Below are 19705 nucleotides of genomic sequence, written 5' to 3'. Positions count from 1 at the left end.
CTCGCGATGCAGGCGGCGCGGTCAGCCAGGAAAACTGCGTTGATGCCATCGCAGGCAGGCCAGCTCCCACAGGTAGTTCTATGACGCCAGGCTCTTTCGAAACCGCGCCAGCGCAATCGCAAAGAACACCAGCCCGATGCCGGCCAGTGCCAGCAAGTCCGGCCACACCACATTCACGCCCGCATCACGGAACAGTATCGCCGCGCTCAGGCTCACGAAGTGGGTCGAAGGCGAGCACTGCATCACCCATTGCAGCCACTGGGGCATGCTGTCCAGCGGCGTGCTGCCGCCCGAGAGCAACAGCATCGGGATGATTACCGGGATCGCCAGCAAGCCAAATTGCGGCGTTGAGCGGGCCAGTGTCGCGAGGAAGATCCCCAGTGCGGTGCTGGCAAACAGGTATAGCGCAGTCACCAGCAAGAACAGGGTCAGCGACCCCGCCAGCGGCACGCCCAGTGCCCACTTGACCACCACTTCCAGCGATATCCAGGTGCACAGCACCACCACCAGCATATTGCTCCAGATTTTTGCCAGCATGATTTCCAGCGCGGTCAGGGGCAGCACCAGCAAATGGTCGAGGGTGCCGTGCTCGCGCTCGCGCAGCAGGGCGGTGCCCGTCAGCACGATGGCCAGAATGGTGATGTTGTTGACGATCTGGATCACGGCCAGAAACCACCCGCCTTCCAGGTTGGGGTTGAACAGTGCCCGACTGCTGAGCAGCACCGGGGTTTTCGCGGCGGCTTCGCCCTGGCCGGTGTATTCAAGCAGTTCGCGCTGGAATATCCGCCCGATATACCCCGCGCCCATGAATGCCTGACTCATGGCCGTGGCATCAACGTTGACCTGCACGCTTGGCTCACGACCGGCCAGCAAGTCGGCTTGAAAGTTGACCGGCACGTTGATCACAAAGGTGTATTGGCCGCTGTCCATTGACTGGTCCAGCTGGCTATAGGGCAGGGCTTGCGGGGCTTTGAACTCAGGGGGCAGCAGCGACTCGCCCAGTTTGCGCGACAAGGCACTGTGGTCTTCATCGACGATGGCCACGCTGGCGTTGTGCACACCGATAATCGAGCCGGCAGCGGGCATATAAATGGCCACGGTGAAGGCATAGAACAAAAACAGCAGCAGCACGCTGTCGTGGCGCAGGCTGGTCAGTTCCTTAAAGCCAAGGCGCAGGATGTGCGAGAGCTTGTGCATCAAACCTCCTGCTTCTTGAGCATGACCAGGCTCAGCCCGGTAAACGCGACAAAGAACCCCAGCAGCGCCAGGCATTGCGGCCACAACTGCCGCAGATCCAGAGCTTTGGTGAAGGTGCCCACGGCAATGTCGAGAAAGTGCCCGGCCGGGAACAGCATGCCCATCAGTGCTGCTGAGCCATCAAGGGAGGAGCGCGGCACGATCAGCCCGGAGAACTGAATGGTCGGCAAACTGGTGATGATCATGGTGCCCAGGATCGCTGCGATCTGGGTGCGGGTGAAGGCGGAAATCAGCAAGCCCATGCTGGTGGTTGCCAGCACATACAACAGCCCGCCCAGCGCCAGCGCGACGCCGCTGCCTTTGAACGGAACGCCGAACAGCCAGCGGTTCATTGCCACCAGCAACGCCAGATTGACCAGACTCACGGCCAGATACGGGGCCTGCTTGCCGAGCAGGAATTCGAGCCGGGTCAGGGGCGTGGCGTAGAAGTTGGTAATCGAACCCAGTTCTTTTTCGCGCACGATGCCCAGCGCGGTAAGCATGGCCGGGATAAACGCGAGAATCAGCGCCATCACGCCGGGGCCGATGGCGTTTACGCTGATCACGTCCTGGTTGTAGCGAAAGCGGGTTTCGAGCTTGGCCATCCCTTGTTTGTTTTGCGCCGGGCTGCTGTGTGCGGCCAGTTGCTCAAGGTTGGCGGTGTGCACCGCTTCGACATAGTTGCGGCTGGTTTCGGCACGGAACGGCATGCCGCCATCCAGCCAGGCGGCAACCGTGGGCTGGCGCCCGGCGTACAGGTCGCGGCCAAACCCGGGCGGGATCTCCAGAGCTATCTTGATTTCGGAACGTTGCAGGCGTTTGTGCAACTCATCGGAGCTGCGGATGGGCGCGTGCTCTTCGAAGTAGCGCGAGCTGCGGAAGGCTTCCAGGTAGGCGCGGCTTTGCGGGCTCTGGTCCTGGTCGTAGACGGCGAAGGCGAGGTTCTCGACGTCCAGCGAAATGCCGTAGCCGAAAATCACCATCATGAAGACTGCCCCCAGCAAGGCGAACGCCATGCGCACCTTGTCACGCAACAACTCTTTGGATTCACGGCTGGCAACGGCGATCAGCCGGGTCAGGCTGAACCCTTTTTTGCTGACCGGCGGCGGAGCATTGACAGCAGGCGTGGCGACGGGCGCCGCTTCGGGGGCGGGGCTGGCGCCCTGATCGTTTTGTGCCTGTTCCAGGCAAGTGACGAACGCCGCTTCCAGGGTGTCGCCCTGGAACTGGCGCTGCAGTGCATCGGGGGTGTCGCAGGCCAGAACCTTGCCCGCGTGCATCAACGAAATACGGTCGCAGCGCTGGGCTTCGTTCATAAAGTGGGTGGACAAAAAGATGGTCACCCCCTGCTCGCGCGACAGTTCGATCAGCAAGCGCCAGAAGTCATCGCGGGCCGCCGGGTCGACGCCAGAAGTCGGTTCGTCGAGGATCAGCACTTCGGGGCGATGCAGCACGGCCACCGCCAGTGACAAGCGCTGGCGCAGCCCCAGCGGCAATTCGCCGGATTGCTGAGTAGCCACCTCGCCCAGATCAAAACGCGCGATCAGTTCTTCGATGCGGGCCTGGCTTTCGTCCTTGGGCAGGTCGAATAATTGCGCATGCAGCACCAGGTTTTGCCGCACGCTCAATTCGCCGTACAGCGAGAAGCTTTGCGACATGAAACCCACACGTTTGCGGGTGGCCAGGTCTTTTGCATTGACCGGGTTGCCGAGCAGTTTGGCGCTGCCTTCGGTGGCCGGCATCAGCCCGGTCAGGACTTTCATGGTGGTGGTTTTGCCGCAACCGTTGGAGCCCAGAAAGCCGAAAATTTCGCCTCGCCCAATGGCGAAACTGACCTTGTTGACCGCGGTAAATTCGCCGAATTTAAGAGTCAGGTCGTGGGCTTCAATGGCGATATCGCTGTTGTCGCCGGTGCGAGGCGGGATTACCAGCGGCTCGCTGTTGTGGCCGCTGTCGCCCTGATAGTGGGTGAAGGCTTCGTCGAGTTTGCCGGTGCCGGTGACGGCCGCCAGCTCCTGGCTTAAACCGGCGGCGATCAACTTGCCGCGGTCGAGCATCAGGCAGTGTTCGAACTGCTCGGCTTCTTCCATGTAGGCCGTGGCCACCAGCAACGTCAGTTGCGGGCGCTGCCTGCGCACGTCATCCACCAGCTCCCAGAAGCGCCGCCGCGACAGCGGATCAACCCCAGTGGTGGGTTCGTCGAGGATCAGCAAGTCCGGCTCGTGAATCAGCGCGCAGCACAGCCCCAGCTTTTGCTTCATCCCGCCTGACAGCTTGCCCGCCGGGCGCTCGGCAAAGCGTTCCAGGTCAGTGGCCTTGAGCAACTCGGCCATGCGTTGTTCGCAGTCTTCTTTTGACAGGCCGAACAGGGTGCCAAAAAAGCGGATGTTCTCGCTGATCGACAATTCGGGGTAAAGATTGCCGCCCAGGCCCTGGGGCATGAACGCAATCAGCGGGTACAGCGTGTTGCGGTGGCGGCGATCGTCAATTGGGCCGCCCAGCACTTCAAGACTGCCTTGCTGAAGTTTTTTAACCCCGGCAATCAGCCCCAGCAGGCTTGATTTGCCCGCACCGTCCGGGCCGATCAGCCCACAGCGCGTGCCTTTGGGCAGGCTGAAAGCAATGTCGTTCAGTGCCTGCTGTTTGCCGTACTGGTGGCTGATGCCACTGGCATTGATCGCCAGGTCGCTCATTGCAGATTAGCCGGCCAAGGTACGTCGGCGGTTCGTACATAACCTGCCCCCGGCATACCCGGTTTTGCCTGAGGCACGGCGCCGGGGTCGGTCAGGCGCAGCTTGACGCGGAACACCAGTTTTTGCCGTTCGTCGCGGGTTTCGACTTCCTTGGGGGTGAATTGCGATTTGGCGGCGACGAAAGCGATTTTGGCCGGCAGCGCCCGGTCGGGCAGGGCGTCTAGCACGATGCGGGCGTCAGCACCGACGGTCAGCTTGCCGACCACCGAAGCGGGCAAGTACAGATTCATGTACTGGTCGCTCGGGTCGATCATCATGAATACCCGTCCGCCTGCGCCCAGCACTTCGCCGGGTTCGGCCAGGCGCAGCTGGATCACGCCGTTGATCGGTGCGCGCAGGCTGCTGTCATCGATTTCGCTGGTCAGTTGTGCAACCTGGGCCTGGGATGAACCGATCGCGGCTTTGGCGGCGGCAACCTGGGCCTGTGCTGCGACCACTGCGGCGTTACTGGTGTCGAATCGCGCCTGTTGCTGGTCGAGTTGTTGGCCGCTGGCGAATCCGCGCTCTGACAGTTGGCGGAAGCGCTTGAGTTCCTGGCTGGCCAGCAGTTTTTCGCTTTGGCGCAATTGCACGTTGGCTTCGTTGGCGGCCAGGGTCTGGCGGGCGCGCAGCACTTCGGCTTCGGCTTGCGTACGGCTGGCTTCCAGGGTGCGGGTGTCCATGCGGGCCAGCAGTTGGCCCTGGGTCACACGATCACCCTCGTCGACCAGCACTTCTGCCAGACGGCCCGGGGTTTTTGCCGCGATCTGTACTTCGGTGGACTCGAGCCGTCCGTTGCCCATGCTGATGCCTTCAGGGAGCCGGTCGTGCAGGGATTTCCAGTAACCGAAACCACCTGCTGCAACCAGCAGGATGGCCAAAGGGATAACGAAGTAATGGGAAATGCGATGATTCTTGGACATGCCTGCATCCTGTGTCACAGAGCGCTCTAGTTTGATGGTTTCAAGGCCGGAGCCACTTGATGCCAGTCAAAGGAAGAGCAGAGCCTAGACGCAAAAACGGGATGCTGCCTGTCACAGATTTTGGCGGCCGGTTAAAGCAGCCCCATCACCACCGCCCACTGTTCCGGGGTAACGGGCATTACTGAAAGGCGGCTGCCTTTTTGTACCAGCGCCATTTCAGCCAGGGCGGCCTGCTGTTTCAGATAGTCGAGTTTGATCACCTTGGGGAAGGTTTGCTCATGGGCCACTTGCAGTGCGCTCCACGGGTTTTTCTCGGCGCTGGCCTTGGGGTCGAAGTAATGGCTTTCGGGGTCGAGGGCGGTGGGGTCCGGGTAGGCGGCCTGAACGATTCGGCCAATCCCGGCAATGCCCGGCTCGGGGCAACTGGAGTGGTAAAAAAAGAATGCGTCACCTACCGCCATGGCCCGCATGAAGTTGCGCGCCTGGTAATTACGCACGCCGTCCCAGCGTGCTTCGCCAAGCTTCTGCAAGTCCTTGATCGAGAACTCGTCTGGCTCCGATTTCATTAACCAAAAGGCCATCTATACTTCCTCTTACAAACTGTTCGGTAACATTGTCTTGCAACATTTTGTTAAACCGACAGTCGGTTGACGTCAACGTTTGCGTGTCTGTTCGCGTTGCCGCAGAATGCCGGGCTTTTAAGCTTGACGCTGCTGCACGGCCTATAACAAAAACCGTTGCTGTCATCGTGTTGATTTGCCTGAAGGAGGGCAATCGATGAAACGCAAACCGGATTTACTGTGGATGTTGGTTATTTTGTTCGGTTTGGGCGTGGTCACAACGGGTTATGCGCAAAGTCTGTGGTCCAACTCGACCGACGCGCCGGTTGAACTGGCGCAACAGCAAGTCCAGCCTTTCAAACGCTAAAGTTTCCTTCGAAGGCATCGCTTCAACCGTGATGCCTTGGTGTTCAGTGGGCGACGTACCACTGCCTGTCCGAGACCGTGCCTTGTAACGGTACATCCCAACTGGCCTGCGCCAGGCATTCAACTTTCTGACATTCGTGGGCCAGCCCCAATAGCGTCGGCTTGCGCCAGCTTTGGCGTCTGGCCTGATACGCCAGGCTGCGGTCATAAAAGCCGCCACCCATGCCCAGGCGTCCCCCCATCGCATCAAACCCCACCAACGGCAACAACACCAGGTCGAGTGCCCAGACCTTGCGTTGGCGTGCGCGGTTGATACGCGGTTCGAGAATGCGAAAACGGTTGGGGATCAGCTTTTCGCCGGGGGCAACCCGCTGAAAGACCATCTTGGTTCTTGGCCAGGCGCTGAGGACCGGCAGGTAGGTGATCTTGCCCCGGCGCTGGGCTTCGCGCAGCAGCAGGCGCGGATCGATTTCACCGTCGGTGGGCAGGTACAGCGAGATGTGTTTGGCACGGCGAAACAGCGGGTGTTGCGCCAGTTGCCGGTACAGGCCACGGGCGGCCTGGCGTTGCTCGCACGGCGACAGGTCGCGGCGGGCTTTGCGCAGCATTCGGCGAAGTTGCGGGCGGGTAGGCGTCGCAGGTTCGTTCATATGGCGTGCTGTTCAAAGGCGAGTTCACCGGATGGTGGCTCGTATAAGCCAATGCCAGCAGGTGGCTGGCATTGCGCTAGGAAATCAGGCTCCCCGACGTACCGCTGTCGGCTTGGCCCTTGAACCCGAAAGTTCAAGGTGGAAGTTGCAGTAGACCTTAAGGCTTTCCGTCTAGCGGACATGCACACCGGCCCAACGTGCAAGCTCCAGGGTAGTGCGAATCGGCTCAGGGACATCGCTAACTGGCGAATACTCCAGGGAGTGACGCGAGTATACCCCAAAGTAACGTTTTGAATCAGCTTTGACGTTCGGCCGGATCAGTGGCCAGCACCAGATCAACGCGCTCCAGCAGGTCGCGCACCTGTTCACGGGTGGTGCTGTTGGTCTGTACTTCGGTGACCTCCTGCCTGTGCAGCAGGTCATGGGTGATATTCAGCGCGGCCATCACGGCGATGCGGTCGGCGCCAATGACTTTGCCGCTGCTGCGGATTTCACGCATCTTGCCATCCAGATATCGGGCGGCACTCACCAGGTTGGCGCGTTCTTCCTGGGGGCACATGATCGAATACTCTTTATCGAGGATGTGCACGGTAACGCTACTGCTTGAACTCATGAGTCTTGCTCCAGGGCTTTGAGCCGCGAAATCATCGATTCGATCTTGTGTCGGGCGATTTCGTTTTTTTCAATGAGGTGCGCGCGTTCCTCGCGCCAAGTTTTTTCCTGAGCAATTAAGAGTCCGTTTTGACGTTTTAGTTGCTCGACTCGGCTAATCAGCAATTCGAGTCTGGCCATCAGTGCATGCAGGTCGGTGTCTTCCATTGTGTCCTACTGTTTTTTTCTGATGGATGGTTACCGTCAAACGAGTTGACGCCTCGATGGTCTGGCACGGCTGCCGATGCTAGGATACAAGCCCTCCATTCTAGACATTGCGCCGCTTGGCGCCTAGCTGACCATGCCTATCCAGAATTCCCCGTATCAAGCCTTCGCCACCCTGCTGACCACCAGCGGCCATAATGTTTCGCCTGCAGAACTGCACGGCCTGTTGCTGGGTCGCAGCGCTGCTGGCGCCGGTTTCGACAACGACGGCTGGTTGGCTGACGCCGCCGATCTGCTTGAAGGCGAAATTCAAGACAACGTACGCAATGCCCTGATCGGTTTGCAAGAGATGGTTAAAGGCGAACTGACCGGCGACGACATGACAGTCGTGCTGTTGTTGCCAACCGATGACGCGCCGCTGACCGAGCGGGCAATAGCATTGGGTCAATGGTGCCAGGGTTTCCTCTCCGGTTTCGGCCTGAATTATCGCGACAATGCCTTGAGCACTGAAGGCAAGGAAGTCCTGCAAGACCTGGCAGCAATTGCCCAGGTGCAAGATGCCCTGGAAGAGTCCGAAGACGGCGAAAGCGACTACATGGAAGTGATGGAATACCTGCGCGTCGCGCCGTTGTTGCTGTTCACTGAAACCAAGAAGCCCGCAGAACCAGCTGCCGCCAAGCCTTCGCTACACTGATTGATCGTCAAGAGGGAACCCGTCTGCCCATGATTCATATCCCGAAATCGGAATACGCACGTCGCCGCAAGGCACTCATGGCGCAGATGGAGCCCAACAGCATTGCGATCCTCCCCGCCGCCGCGGTGGCGATTCGTAATCGCGATGTCGAACATGTTTACCGTCAAGACAGCAATTTCCAGTACCTGAGCGGCTTTCCCGAGCCCCAGGCCGTGATCGTTCTGATCCCTGGCCGGGTGCACGGCGAATACGTACTGTTTTGCCGCGAGCGCAACGTTGAACGCGAGCTGTGGGATGGCTTGCGTGCCGGGCAAGAAGGCGCGATCAGCGACTTCGGTGCCGACGATGCGTTCCCCATTACCGACATCGACGACATCCTGCCGGGGCTGATTGAAGGCCGTGACCGTGTGTATTCGGCGATGGGCAGCAACCCTGAATTCGACCGCAAGCTGATGGAGTGGATCAACGCGATCCGCTCCAAGGCGAGCCTCGGCGCCCAGCCGCCTGACGAATTCGTTGCTCTGGATCATCTGCTGCATGACATGCGTCTGTATAAATCGGCAGCAGAACTCAAGGTCATGCGTCACGCGGCACAAATTTCGGCTCGCGCCCATGTGCGTGCCATGCAGGCCAGCCGCGCCGGTTTGCATGAGTACAGCCTTGAGGCTGAACTGGATTACGAATTCCGTAAGAGCGGGGCAAAAATGCCGGCTTATGGCTCGATCGTCGCCTCGGGCGATAACAGCTGCATCCTGCATTACCAGGAGAACGACGCCCTGCTCAAGGACGGCGACCTGGTGTTGATTGATGCCGGCTGCGAGATCGACTGCTACGCCAGCGACATCAGCCGTACGTTCCCGGTCAATGGCAGGTTCTCGCCAGAGCAAAAGGCCATTTACGAACTGGTGTTGGCGGCGCAGGAAGCGGCCTTCACCCAGATCGCACCCGACAAACACTGGAACCAGGCTCACGAAACTACGGTTCAGGTGATTACCGCAGGCCTGGTGGAGCTTGGTTTGCTGCAGGGCGATGTTCAGGAGCTGATTGCCAGCGAGGCCTACAAGGCGTTTTACATGCACCGCGCTGGCCACTGGCTGGGGCTCGATGTGCATGACGTGGGCGAATACAAGGTTGGCGGTGAATGGCGCGTGCTGGAAGTCGGCATGACCCTGACCGTCGAGCCGGGCATCTATATCAGCCCGAACAACCTGAATGTCGCCAAAAAATGGCGCGGCATAGGTGTGCGGATCGAGGACGACGTTGTGGTCACTAAAAATGGCTGTGAAATTCTGAGCGCCGACGTGCCAAAAGCCGTTGCCGATATAGAAGCCTTGATGGCTGCTGCGCGATCGAGCGCGGCATGAGCCGCGTCAATCTGGCCATTATCGGTGGCGGCCTGGTGGGCGCGAGCCTGGCGCTGGCGTTGCAGGCCGGGGCCAAGGCTCGTGGCTGGAAGATCGTATTGATCGAGCCGTTTGCGCCCGGCAATAGCTATCAGCCCAGCTACGACGCCCGTTCTTCGGCGCTGAGCTATGGCGCGCGACAAATTTATGAGCGTTTGGGCCTGTGGTCAGCCATTGCCGAGCGCGGTGAACCGATCAAGGACATTCACGTGTCCGATCGCGGGCGTTTTTCGACGGCGCGTTTGTCGGCCAGCGAAGAAGGCGTTCCGGCGCTGGGTTATGTGGTCGAAAACGCCTGGCTGGGCCAGTGCCTGTGGAAAAGTCTGGACCCGGACGTGATCAGCTGGCGTTGTCCGGCCGAAGTTATCCACATGCAGCCGCTGGACGATGGCTACCGCCTGACCCTCAACGATGAGACCAGCCTGGAGTGCGACCTCGCGGTATTGGCCGATGGCGGTCGGTCGGGCTTGCGCGAGCAGTTGGGCATCCATGTGCGCCAGCAACCGTATAACCAGAGCGCGCTGATTGCCAACATCACCCCGAGCCGGCCCCATGGCGGGATGGCGTTCGAACGTTTCACCGAAGAAGGGCCTATGGCCTTGCTGCCGTTGCCGGACAACCGCTGCGCGCTGGTGTGGACTCGTCTGGGCATGGACGCTCAGCGTCTGGCGGCGTTGGACGAGCGCAGCTTTCTCAGCGAGTTGCAGGGTGTGTTCGGGTATCGTCTGGGCACGCTCAAACAAGTGGGCGCGCGGCATCTGTACCCGTTGACGCTGGTAGAAGCCGAGGAGCAGGTACGTCCGCACCTGACGGTGTTGGGCAACGCTGCCCACAGCCTGCACCCGATTGCCGGTCAGGGCTTCAACCTGTCCCTGCGCGATGCCCAGGCCTTGGCCGATGCCTTGCTGGGCAGTGATAAAAAGCCCGGTGATTTCGCTACGCTGCTGAGTTATCAACAGGCTCAAAAACTCGACCAGCAACTGACGATCGGCTTCTCGGACCAGGTGACGCGGGTCTTTGGCAGTGAGCAGCCGCTGGTGTCCTTTGCGCGAAACCTCGGCTTGCTCGGCCTTGATCTATTGCCACCGGCCAAGCGCTGGTTTGCCCGCCAGGCCATGGGCCTGGGCACCCGCGCAGACAGTTGATGACGACCGGGGGGCTTGCGCTCCGTGTCGATCCATTTTTTCAGGTGCGGCGTACGCCGCTAGCGAGACAGGCTTAAAGCATGGAAATGCGCGCAGATCTGCTGATTGTTGGGGCCGGAATGGTCGGAAGTGCGCTGGCGCTGGCGCTCAAAGACAGCGGGCTGAACATCCTGCTGCTCGATGGCAGCCCGCTGGGCGTCGAACCCTTTACCGCCGAGGCGCCGTTCGAGCCCCGGGTCAGCGCCCTGTCGGCCGCCAGCCAACGCATTTTGCAGCGTCTTGGCGCCTGGGATGGCATCACCCGGCGTCGCGTCAGCCCGTATTCGCACATGCACGTATGGGATGGCAGCGGCACGGGGCAGATCCATTTCTCGGCGGCCAGCGTGCATGCCGAAGTGCTGGGCCATATCGTCGAAAACCGCGTGGTGCAGGACGCCCTGCTTGAATGTTTGCAGGACAGCAACATCGAACTGCTGGCCAATGCGCGGCTGGAACAGATGCGCCGCTCTGGCGACGACTGGCTGCTGACCCTTGCCGATGGCCGCACCTTGCGTGCGCCTCTGGTGATTGCCGCCGATGGCGCCAATTCGGCGGTACGCCGCCTGACCGGCTGTGAGACCCGCGAGTGGGATTACTTGCATCATGCCATTGTCACCAGCGTTCGCTGCTCAGAGCCGCATCAGCGGACCGCCTGGCAGCGTTTTACCGATCACGGCCCGCTGGCATTCTTGCCACTGGAGCGCGATGGCCAGCAGGACTGGTGCTCGATTGTGTGGTCGACCACCCCCGAGCAAGCCGAACACCTGATGGCATTGGACGACGCAGCCTTCTGCCGCGAGCTGGAACTGGCCTTTGAAGGCCGTCTGGGCAGCGTGATGAGCGCCGATCCGCGGGTTTGCGTGCCGCTGCGCCAGCGTCATGCCAAGCGTTACGTGGCTGAGGGCCTGGCGTTGATCGGTGATGCGGCGCACACCATCCACCCGCTGGCCGGGCAGGGCGTGAACCTGGGCTTTCTGGATGCAGCGGTGCTGGCGGATGTGCTGCTGCATGCCGCAGAACGTGGCGAACGCCTGGCGGACGTGCTTGTGCTCAGCCGCTACGAGCGTCGGCGCATGCCGCACAACCTGGCCTTGATGGCGGCGATGGAAGGGTTTGAGCGCCTGTTCCAGGCCGATTCGCTGACCGCCCGCTTGCTGCGCAACACCGGTTTGAAATGGGTCAACAAAATGCCCGAAGCGAAAGCCATGTTCGTGCGCCAGGCGCTTGGCCTGAGCGGCGACTTGCCGCCGCTGGCCAAGCCCTGAAAAATCTGTGTAGCTGCTGCCGAGGTACGAGGCTGCGATGGGCTGCGAAGCGTCCGCGTTTCTTGAAGGTCCTTCGGCCCTTATCGCAGCCTTCGGCAGCGGCTACAGATCTTCGGTAACATCTGGTAACTCCTCGAGGGCGAGTTAGGTTGAGCTGTTAAATGTGATTCACTACCATTTACGCCCGATTCGCATTAAGAGAGACCGCCCCTCATGTTGGCACCCAAGCGTCTACTGACTGCCCTGGCCCTAACCGTTTTTGCGAGCAGCGTTTCTGCGGCCGATGAAGTGGTGGTTTACTCCTCGCGTATCGATGAGCTGATCAAGCCGGTATTTGACGCCTACACCGCCAAAACCGGGGTCAAGGTCAAGTTCATCACCGACAAGGAAGCGCCGCTGATGCAGCGCATCAAGGCTGAGGGCCAAAACGCCACTGCCGACCTGTTGCTGACCGTGGACGCCGGCAACCTCTGGCAAGCCGAGCAAATGGGCATCCTGCAGCCGTTCACCTCCGCGGTGATCGACAAAAATATCCCGCCGCAATACCGTTCTTCCTCCCATGAGTGGACTGGCCTGAGCCTTCGCGCACGGACCATCGCGTATTCGACTGACCGGGTTAAACCTGAAGAACTGTCGACTTACGAAGCCCTGGCTGACAAAAACTGGGAAGGCCGCCTGTGCCTGCGCACCGCCAAGAAGGTTTATAACCAGTCGCTGACCGCTACCATGATCGAAGTGAACGGCCCGGAAAAAACCGAAGAAGTCCTCAAGGGCTGGGTGAACAACCTGTCCACCGACGTCTTCTCGGATGACATCGCGGTGCTTGAAGCGATCAATGCCGGGCAGTGCGACGTCGGGATCGTCAACACCTACTACTACGGCCGTCTGCACAAGCAAAAGCCTGATCTGGCGGTGAAGTTGTTCTGGCCCAACCAGGCTGACCGTGGGGTTCACGTCAACTTGTCGGGCATTGGCCTGACCAAGTACGCCCCGCATCCCGAAGCGGCCAAGGCACTGGTGGAGTGGATGACTACTCCTGAAGCCCAGGCGATTTTTGCAGGTGTTAACCAGGAGTTCCCGGCCAACCCGAGCGTTGCACCTTCGGCCGAAGTGGCCAGCTGGGGCAAGTTCAAGGCCGATGCCTTGCCGGTCGAAGTGGCAGGCAAGCGCCAGGCCGAAGCCATCCGCATGATGGATCGCGCTGGCTGGAACTGATAAGAGTCTGAAGTAATACCTGTGGGAGCGGGCTTGCTCGCGATAGCATCGCCGGGGTTTCATTTGAAACTGCGGTGTTTGCATCGCGAGCAAGCCCGCTCCCACATTCGTTTTCACGTCGTCCCACCCACCTTCCGAGAGTTTTTTGTGGCCCATCCTGCCCAACGCCGCTGGTATCCGCTGGTCTTTGTCATTGCTGCTCTGGTGCTGTTGCCGCTGAGCGTTTTGCTGTTGTCCTGGCAAAGCATTGATGGCCAGATCTGGAGCCACCTGTGGGACACGCAAATGCCGCGCCTGCTGGGCAATACCTTGACGCTGATCGTCGGGGTGGGTGTTGGGGTCACGCTGCTCGGTGTGAGCCTGGCGTGGCTGACCAGCCTGTGTGAGTTCCCCGGCAGGCGTTGGCTGGATTGGGCGCTGATGCTGCCGTTTGCGATTCCTGCCTATGTACTGGCGTTTGTTTTTGTCGGTCTGCTGGATTTCGCCGGGCCGGTGCAAACCCTGCTGCGTGAATGGTTTGGCACGGGTTTGAGGTTGCCACGGGTGCGCTCCACCGGTGGCGTGATCATCGTGCTGATTCTGGTGTTCTACCCCTACGTCTACCTGCTGGCGCGCACGGCGTTTCTGGCCCAGGGCAAAGGTCTGATGGAGGCCGCCAGAGTGTTGGGCCAAAGCCCGTGGCAGGCGTTCTGGCGGGTGGCGTTACCCATGGCGCGCCCGGCGATTGGTGCGGGCGTGGCGCTGGCGTTGATGGAGACCCTGGCCGATTTCGGCGCCGTGTCGGTGTTCAACTTCGATACGTTCACCACTGCGATCTACAAAACCTGGTACGGTTTTTTTAGCTTGTCGACGGCGGCGCAACTGGCCAGTTTGCTGTTGCTGGTGGTCATGGTGGTGCTCTACGGCGAGCGCCGGGCCCGGGGAGCCAGTCGCGCCAGTAACGAGCGCCCCCGGGTCAGCGCCTTGTATCACTTGCGTGGTCCCAAAGCGTGGCTGGCCAGTGGTTGGTGCTTGCTGGTATTCGCTTGTGCTTTCTTGATTCCGATGCTGCAACTGGTGGTGTGGTTCTGGCAGCGCGGGCGGTTTGACCTGGATGAGCGTTACGCCGGTCTGATCCTGCATACCCTGTATCTGGGGGGCATGGCGGCGCTGATTACCGTGAGCGTGGCGTTGGTGCTGGCATTTGCCCGGCGTCAGGCCCCCACCCCGACCATTCGCGCCGGCGTCAGCCTGGCGAATCTGGGCTATGCCTTGCCGGGTTCGGTGTTGGCAGTGTCGATCATGTTGGCATTCAGCTATCTGGATCGCGAGCTGGTGATCCCTGTGTCGGGCTGGTTGGGGGGGGCGGGCAAGCCGCTGCTGCTGGGCAGCCTGTCGGCCTTGCTGCTGGCGTATCTGGTGCGGTTTATCGCCGTGGCTTATGGCCCGCTGGAGAACAGCCTGGCGCGCATTCGTCCTTCCTTGCCCGAAGCCGCTCGCAGTTTGGGGGTCAGTGGCCCACGACTGTTTTTCAAAGTGTATCTGCCGTTATTGCTGCCGGGTACCTTGAGCGCTGCGTTGCTGGTCTTTGTCGATGTGCTCAAGGAAATGCCCGCCACCTTGCTGATGCGCCCGTTTGGCTGGGATACGCTGGCCGTGCGGATCTTCGAGATGACCAGCGAAGGCGAATGGGCGCGGGCTTCGTTGCCCGCCCTGACTCTGGTGCTGGTCGGACTGTTACCGGTCATCGGGCTGATTCGACGCTCGGCCCATCGAATCGGTTAGGTGTCAGTCCTCCTTCATGCAGCTACAATGCGCGGCATTCGGTGCGGTCTGTCTATACAGGCCAGGTTTTTGCGTGATGTAAGAAAGCCTCTTTTTAGGCTTGAAATGCTCCGCAGCCTGTCCGCACCTTCGCCAAGCCCGGAAGGAGAAACCCATGGGACAGCGTACGCCTCTGTATGACCTGCATCTCGCCCTTGGCGCGAAGATGGTCGATTTTGGCGGTTGGGATATGCCTTTGCATTACGGCTCACAAGTCGAGGAGCACCACGAGGTGCGTCGCGACTGTGGGGTTTTTGATGTTTCGCATATGACCGTGATCGACATCACCGGGGTTCAGGCCAAGGAATGGCTCCAGTACTTGCTGGCTAATGATGTTGAGCGTCTGAATACACCCGGCCGTGCCTTGTACAGCGCCATGCTCAACGAGCAGGGCGGTGTGGTTGACGACATGATCGTCTACCTGATGCCTACGGGTTATCGGCTTATCGTTAACGCCGCCACCCGTGATCAGGACCTGGCCTGGATGGCCGTTCAGCGCCAGGGCTATGACGTGCAACTGCAGGAACGTCCGGAGCTGGCCTTGCTGGCCATTCAGGGGCCACAGGCGCGGCATAAGGTGGCTGAACTTGTGAGTCAGGCGCGTGGCCAGTTGATCCAGCAGCTCAAGCCTTTTGAAGGGCAGAGCAATGGCGACTGGTTTATCGCCCGCACCGGCTATACCGGTGAAGATGGCCTGGAAATTCTGCTCCCGGCGGATCAGGCACCGGCCTTTTTCAACGACCTGGTAGGTGCCGGTATTTCACCGATTGGCTTGGGCGCTCGCGATACCTTGCGCCTTGAAGCCGGCATGAACTTGTACGGGCAGGATATCCACCTGTCTGTTTCACCTCTTTGCGCCAATATGGCCTGGACCATCGCCTGGGAGCCTGCTTCTCGCAAGTTCGTGGGGCGCGAAGCGCTGGAGGCCGAAAAGGCTGGCGGCGTGCAGCTCAAACTGGTGGGTTTGGTGCTTGAAGAACGAGGCGTTTTGCGCGCTCACCAAGTGGTTCGCATCGCCAATGTTGGCGAAGGGGAGATCACCAGTGGTAGCTTCTCTCCTACGCTAAGCAAATCGATCGCCTTGGCGCGAGTTCCGATAGCAACGGCCGACCGTGCCGAGGTCGAAATTCGTGGCAAGTGGTACCCGGTTCGCGTAGTCAAACCGACTTTTGTTCGTCTTGGCAAAGCCTTGATCTAACGTTTACTGGCGGGCTTGCTCCTTGTGCGAGCCGCTGACATTTCTTCTTGAGGACACTGAATATGAGCCTGATCCCTGCTGAGTTGCGCTTTGCTGAAAGTCACGAGTGGGCCCGTCTGGAAGCGGATGGCACGGTTACCGTGGGCATCAGCGACCACGCTCAGGAAGCCTTGGGGGACGTGGTGTTTGTTGAGCTGGCCGAAGTCGGCAAAGTGTTCGCTGCAGGCGATACCGCGGGCGTTGTGGAGTCGGTAAAAGCGGCTTCTGACATCTACTCGCCGGTATCGGGTGAAGTGATTGCCGTCAACGAAGCACTGGCGGATAGCCCTGAATCGCTGAACAGCGATCCGTACACCAGCTGGATTTTCAAGCTCAAGCCAGCCAACACCGCAGAGCTGGAAAAACTGCTGGACGCTGCGGGCTACAAAGCCGCAATCGGGGAGTAACTCAACGGTTTGGCAATGGCTTTTGTGGGAGCGGGCTTGCTCGCGATGGTATCACTGCGGTTTATCTGACAGACCGCGTCGTATACATCGCCAGCAAGCCCGCTCCCACATGTGTCCCGAGTTGTATTTAAGCGTCTTTCAGAACCGCCTTCACCGCTGCAACCGAACGCTCTACATCCGCCTTGGTCATTGCTGTAAACATCGGCAACGACACGATCAAACGCCCGACACGCTCGGCAACCGGGAACATCCCTTCTTTAAAGCCCAGTGCACGATACAAACTCAGCAAGTGAATCGGCGGATAGTGGTAACCCACGCCGACGCCCAGAGCCTGCATCTCTTTCATAAAGGTCGCACGTGCAGGCTGGCCGTCCTTGCGTTCAGGCAGCACAAGCTGGAACAAGTGCCAGTTGGTGTTGTTGAAGTCTGCCACCGGCAGTTGTGCACCGTACTCGGCTTCAAACTCTGGCCCGAAGCATTCGAAATAATGTTTGGCCAATTCCCGGCGATGGGCGGTGATGGTTTCGATATGGGCAAACTGGCCCAGACCAATCGCAGCCGCGATGTCGGTCATATTGAACTTGCCGCCCAGCACGTCGACATCCAGCCCGTCAAAACCGGTGCGGGTTACGCCCTGCAGGCGATATTTTTCGGCCAGTCGCGCTTCGTCTTCATTGTTCAGTACCAGGCAACCGCCCTCGGATGAGGTGATGTTTTTGTTGGCCTGAAAACTGAACGAGACAAAATCACCGCGTGCGCCAATGCGCTCACCTTGCCAGCTGGAGCCCAGTGCCTGGGCGGCGTCTTCAACCACGCGCAGATTGTGTTTTTTGGCCAGCGCGTAGAGCGCGTCCATGTCCACCGGCAAGCCCGACAGGTACACGGGAATGATTGCCTTGGTGCGAGGGGTGATGGCGGCTTCGAGTTTGGCCAGGTCGATGTTGCGTGTCACGGGGTCGATATCGGCAAAGACTGGCGTAGCGCCGACTTCGATAATCACGTTGGCGGTGGCCACCCACGAGATAGGCGTGGTGATGACTTCATCGCCGGCACCGATACCGGCGATGCGCAGAGCGATTTCCATGGTGCAGGTGCCGGAGTTGAAGGTGCGCACCGGGCGGCCGCCAAAGAACTCGGACAATTGTGCTTCGAAAGCCTGAACCTTTGGCCCGCTGGTGATCCAGCCCGAGCGCAATACGTCACCGACGGCAGCAATGGTGGCTTCATCAATGGTGGGTTTGGAAAACGGCAGGAAAGGCAGCGAGCTCATAGAGGCGTGACGTCCGATGTGAATGAATTTGGGAGACCAAAGAGCAATAGCATAGCGCTCAAGATCATACCCGGAGGATCGCTCACATCTGGTGAAAATTCTGTATGGCGGCTGAATCAAACAAGGACGCGCGCCCCCTGTAGCCGCTGCCGAAGGCTGTGGCTACAGGGGGAGGCTTTTACTCGGCGGTGGCGTTTTTAACCAGAATAGCGTTGGCCAGATCCATGTCGCTGACCTTCAGGTTCGGGTTATCTGCGCGCACTTGCTGCATGGCAGATTCGAGGTACGGGCCACGTATCGAACCATTGCTGGCCACAAAGCTGCCCGCGTCATCTTGAGCTGCGATCACTTTGCGGTCTTTTTTGAAGGTCAGGTAGGTGGAGCCGGTGGTTGCACCGGAGGAAAGCACATTACGCCAGAAGCTGTCGGCCATTGCAGAGCCAACAGGAAGGGACAGCAATGCAATAGCGGCTACAGCATATTTGAGACGCATGATGGTGACTCCGAATAAGTTTTCTACCCGTTTGGATTGCAAATGGCGCTCCGGAGTTCCGTAACGTTACGGCACAATTTCTACGCTCAGCACTGCTCCGTTTTGCGCTGTAACCCGAACGGGTGTTCCTACGGGGGCGTCAGGGCCTACCGCCATCCATACGCTGTCGCCTACCTTGATTTTGCCCCGTCCCTCCACGATCGCCTGTTGAACGACAAACGTACGGCCGATCAGCTCATGGCCGCGACGATTCAGGTTGGGTTGATCGCCACTATCGACAGTACCGCGCTGGCGCCGCCACCAGTACAGCGCCGTGAGGATCGCCAGTACACCGAACAGCGGCAGTTGCAGTGTCCAGGACAGCTCGGGGATCAGGAAGGTCAACACCCCGACAATGATCCCGGCTATACCTGCCCACAGCAGATAACCACCGGCGCCGAATACTTCCAGAATCAACAGCACCGTGCCCAGTGCCAGCCAGTCCCAGTAGTTCAGATGTTGCATGAACTCCCACATGCCTCAGACCTTTTTGGTATCAAAGGTGGCTTTGACGATTTCGCCGATGCCGCCCACTGCGCCTATAACCTGGCTGGCTTCCAGCGGCATGAGGATGACTTTGCTGTTGTTGGCAGACGCCAGCTTGCCCAGTGCATCGATGTATTTTTGTGCAACAAAGTAATTGATCGCCTGCACGTTGCCTGAGGCTATGGCTTCGGACACCACTTGCGTCGCCCGGGCTTCGGCTTCGGCCTGGCGTTCGCGGGCTTCGGATTCCAGGAACGCCGCCTGGCGACCACCTTCGGCCTCGAGGATCTGCGCCTGCTTTTTGCCTTCGGCGGTCAGGATCGCCGCAGCTCGCAGGCCTTCGGCTTCAAGAATCTGCGCGCGCTTGATACGTTCGGCTTTCATCTGCCCGGACATGGCGGCCATCAGGTCGGCTGGCGGGCTGATGTCCTTGATCTCGATACGGGTGATCTTGATGCCCCAGGGAGCCGTCGCTTCATCTACCGTGCGCAGCAGTTTTTCATTGATCCCGTCACGCTGGCTGAGCATGGCATCCAGCTCCATCGAGCCCAGCACGGTACGGATGTTGGTTTGCAGCAGGTTGCGAATGGCGTGTTCGAGGTTGTTGACCTCATACGCAGCCTGAGCCGTGTTGACCACCTGGAAGAAACACACGGCATCGATTTGAACGGTGGCATTGTCGGCAGTGATCACTTCTTGTGGCGGGATATCCAGCACGCTTTCCATCACGTTGATTTTGCGCCCGATGCGGTCCATCACTGGAATGATGATGTTCAGGCCCGGTTTAAGGGTGTTGGTGTAACGCCCGAAACGCTCCACCGTCCATTGGTATCCTTGCGGAACCACCTTGAAGCCCATAAAGAGCACGGCGATAGCCAAGGCGACAAATAACAGGACCACAGTACCCACTTGCATGACCATTCCTT

20 protein-coding genes and 1 other RNA gene are annotated in these 19705 nt (G+C 59.7%); 9 read left to right on the top strand and 12 right to left on the bottom strand.

The window, feature by feature from the left end:
* Positions 1-78 precede the first annotated feature (78 nt).
* The 4 genes from ACZRMS_RS01955 to ACZRMS_RS01940 all read right to left on the bottom strand — a co-directional run bounded on the left by ACZRMS_RS01955 (position 79) and on the right by ACZRMS_RS01940 (position 5472).
* Positions 79-1197, bottom strand: coding sequence for an ABC transporter permease (locus ACZRMS_RS01955; RefSeq protein ID WP_463993876.1), 1119 nt, complete (start codon positions 1195-1197; stop codon positions 79-81).
* Positions 1197-3929: a ribosome-associated ATPase/putative transporter RbbA gene (gene rbbA / locus ACZRMS_RS01950; RefSeq protein WP_463993875.1), complete on the bottom strand. Its 2733-nt coding sequence runs from the start codon at positions 3927-3929 to the stop codon at positions 1197-1199. Before rbbA ends, ACZRMS_RS01955 begins: the two co-directional genes overlap by 1 nt.
* Positions 3926-4891: an HlyD family secretion protein gene (locus ACZRMS_RS01945; RefSeq protein WP_463993874.1), complete on the bottom strand. Its 966-nt coding sequence runs from the start codon at positions 4889-4891 to the stop codon at positions 3926-3928. The genes rbbA and ACZRMS_RS01945 overlap by 4 nt, the downstream gene beginning before the upstream one ends.
* Positions 4892-5022: 131 nt before the next feature.
* On the bottom strand, positions 5023-5472 hold the full coding sequence (locus tag ACZRMS_RS01940) for an EVE domain-containing protein (RefSeq protein WP_463993873.1): 450 nt from the start codon (positions 5470-5472) through the stop codon (positions 5023-5025).
* Positions 5473-5668: 196 nt separating this feature from the next.
* On the opposite strand from ACZRMS_RS01940, the gene ACZRMS_RS01935 reads away from it, so the two are divergent.
* Positions 5669-5818, top strand: coding sequence for a hypothetical protein (locus ACZRMS_RS01935; RefSeq protein ID WP_463993872.1), 150 nt, complete (start codon positions 5669-5671; stop codon positions 5816-5818).
* 43 nt (positions 5819-5861) lie between these two features.
* On the opposite strand, the gene ACZRMS_RS01930 is transcribed toward ACZRMS_RS01935, so the two are convergent.
* From ACZRMS_RS01930 to ACZRMS_RS01915, 4 genes are all read right to left on the bottom strand, one after another.
* The gene (locus ACZRMS_RS01930; RefSeq protein ID WP_463993871.1) at positions 5862-6467 is read right to left on the bottom strand and encodes a 5-formyltetrahydrofolate cyclo-ligase; all 606 of its coding nucleotides are present in this window, start codon (positions 6465-6467) and stop codon (positions 5862-5864) included.
* Between the two features lie 86 nt (positions 6468-6553).
* A non-coding RNA gene (gene ssrS, locus ACZRMS_RS01925) (6S RNA) lies at positions 6554-6731 on the bottom strand.
* A 31-nt stretch (positions 6732-6762) separates the two neighbouring features.
* Positions 6763-7080, bottom strand: a complete 318-nt coding sequence (locus tag ACZRMS_RS01920) for a cell division protein ZapA (RefSeq protein ID WP_463947966.1) — start codon at positions 7078-7080, stop codon at positions 6763-6765.
* On the bottom strand, positions 7077-7286 hold the full coding sequence (locus tag ACZRMS_RS01915; RefSeq protein WP_463993870.1) for a TIGR02449 family protein: 210 nt from the start codon (positions 7284-7286) through the stop codon (positions 7077-7079). The genes ACZRMS_RS01920 and ACZRMS_RS01915 overlap by 4 nt, the downstream gene beginning before the upstream one ends.
* A 133-nt stretch (positions 7287-7419) precedes the next feature.
* Here ACZRMS_RS01915 and ACZRMS_RS01910 point away from each other — a divergent pair, with 133 nt between their 5' ends.
* The 8 genes from ACZRMS_RS01910 to gcvH all read left to right on the top strand — a co-directional run bounded on the left by ACZRMS_RS01910 (position 7420) and on the right by gcvH (position 16491).
* Positions 7420-7977 (top strand): YecA/YgfB family protein, encoded by a 558-nt coding sequence (locus tag ACZRMS_RS01910; RefSeq protein WP_463993869.1) that lies wholly within the window; start codon positions 7420-7422, stop codon positions 7975-7977.
* Positions 7978-8006: 29 nt separating this feature from the next.
* Positions 8007-9341, top strand: a complete 1335-nt coding sequence (gene pepP / locus ACZRMS_RS01905; protein WP_463993868.1) for a Xaa-Pro aminopeptidase — start codon at positions 8007-8009, stop codon at positions 9339-9341.
* Positions 9338-10525 carry a 2-octaprenyl-6-methoxyphenyl hydroxylase gene (gene ubiH, locus ACZRMS_RS01900; protein WP_463993867.1) on the top strand — a complete coding sequence of 396 codons (1188 nt, stop codon included), beginning with the start codon at positions 9338-9340 and terminating at the stop codon, positions 10523-10525. Before pepP ends, ubiH begins: the two co-directional genes overlap by 4 nt.
* A gap of 86 nt (positions 10526-10611) precedes the next feature.
* Positions 10612-11829: a 2-octaprenyl-3-methyl-6-methoxy-1,4-benzoquinol hydroxylase gene (locus tag ACZRMS_RS01895; protein ID WP_463993949.1), complete on the top strand. Its 1218-nt coding sequence runs from the start codon at positions 10612-10614 to the stop codon at positions 11827-11829.
* 213 nt (positions 11830-12042) lie between these two features.
* Entirely contained in the window at positions 12043-13044 is a 1002-nt protein-coding gene (locus ACZRMS_RS01890) for an extracellular solute-binding protein (RefSeq protein ID WP_048360557.1), read from the top strand.
* Between the two features lie 147 nt (positions 13045-13191).
* Positions 13192-14808, top strand: a complete 1617-nt coding sequence (locus ACZRMS_RS01885; RefSeq protein ID WP_463993866.1) for an ABC transporter permease — start codon at positions 13192-13194, stop codon at positions 14806-14808.
* A 154-nt stretch (positions 14809-14962) separates the two neighbouring features.
* Positions 14963-16045, top strand: coding sequence for a glycine cleavage system aminomethyltransferase GcvT (gene gcvT, locus ACZRMS_RS01880; RefSeq protein WP_463993865.1), 1083 nt, complete (start codon positions 14963-14965; stop codon positions 16043-16045).
* A 62-nt stretch (positions 16046-16107) separates the two neighbouring features.
* Positions 16108-16491: a glycine cleavage system protein GcvH gene (gene gcvH / locus ACZRMS_RS01875; protein WP_463993864.1), complete on the top strand. Its 384-nt coding sequence runs from the start codon at positions 16108-16110 to the stop codon at positions 16489-16491.
* 127 nt (positions 16492-16618) lie between these two features.
* Here the strand turns inward: gcvH and ACZRMS_RS01870 are convergent, their stop codons facing one another.
* The 4 genes from ACZRMS_RS01870 to ACZRMS_RS01855 all read right to left on the bottom strand — a co-directional run bounded on the left by ACZRMS_RS01870 (position 16619) and on the right by ACZRMS_RS01855 (position 19694).
* Positions 16619-17761 carry a DegT/DnrJ/EryC1/StrS family aminotransferase gene (locus ACZRMS_RS01870; RefSeq protein ID WP_463993863.1) on the bottom strand — a complete coding sequence of 381 codons (1143 nt, stop codon included), beginning with the start codon at positions 17759-17761 and terminating at the stop codon, positions 16619-16621.
* A gap of 178 nt (positions 17762-17939) precedes the next feature.
* Positions 17940-18254 (bottom strand): DUF2388 domain-containing protein, encoded by a 315-nt coding sequence (locus ACZRMS_RS01865; protein WP_095000725.1) that lies wholly within the window; start codon positions 18252-18254, stop codon positions 17940-17942.
* 66 nt (positions 18255-18320) lie between these two features.
* The gene (locus ACZRMS_RS01860; RefSeq protein ID WP_463993862.1) at positions 18321-18770 is read right to left on the bottom strand and encodes an NfeD family protein; all 450 of its coding nucleotides are present in this window, start codon (positions 18768-18770) and stop codon (positions 18321-18323) included.
* Between the two features lie 3 nt (positions 18771-18773).
* Positions 18774-19694 (bottom strand): SPFH domain-containing protein, encoded by a 921-nt coding sequence (locus ACZRMS_RS01855; RefSeq protein WP_463993861.1) that lies wholly within the window; start codon positions 19692-19694, stop codon positions 18774-18776.
* Positions 19695-19705 lie beyond the last annotated feature (11 nt).

This window comes from Pseudomonas sp. B424 (assembly GCF_055408345.1).
This window is presented reverse-complemented; position numbering and strand designations above follow the sequence as displayed.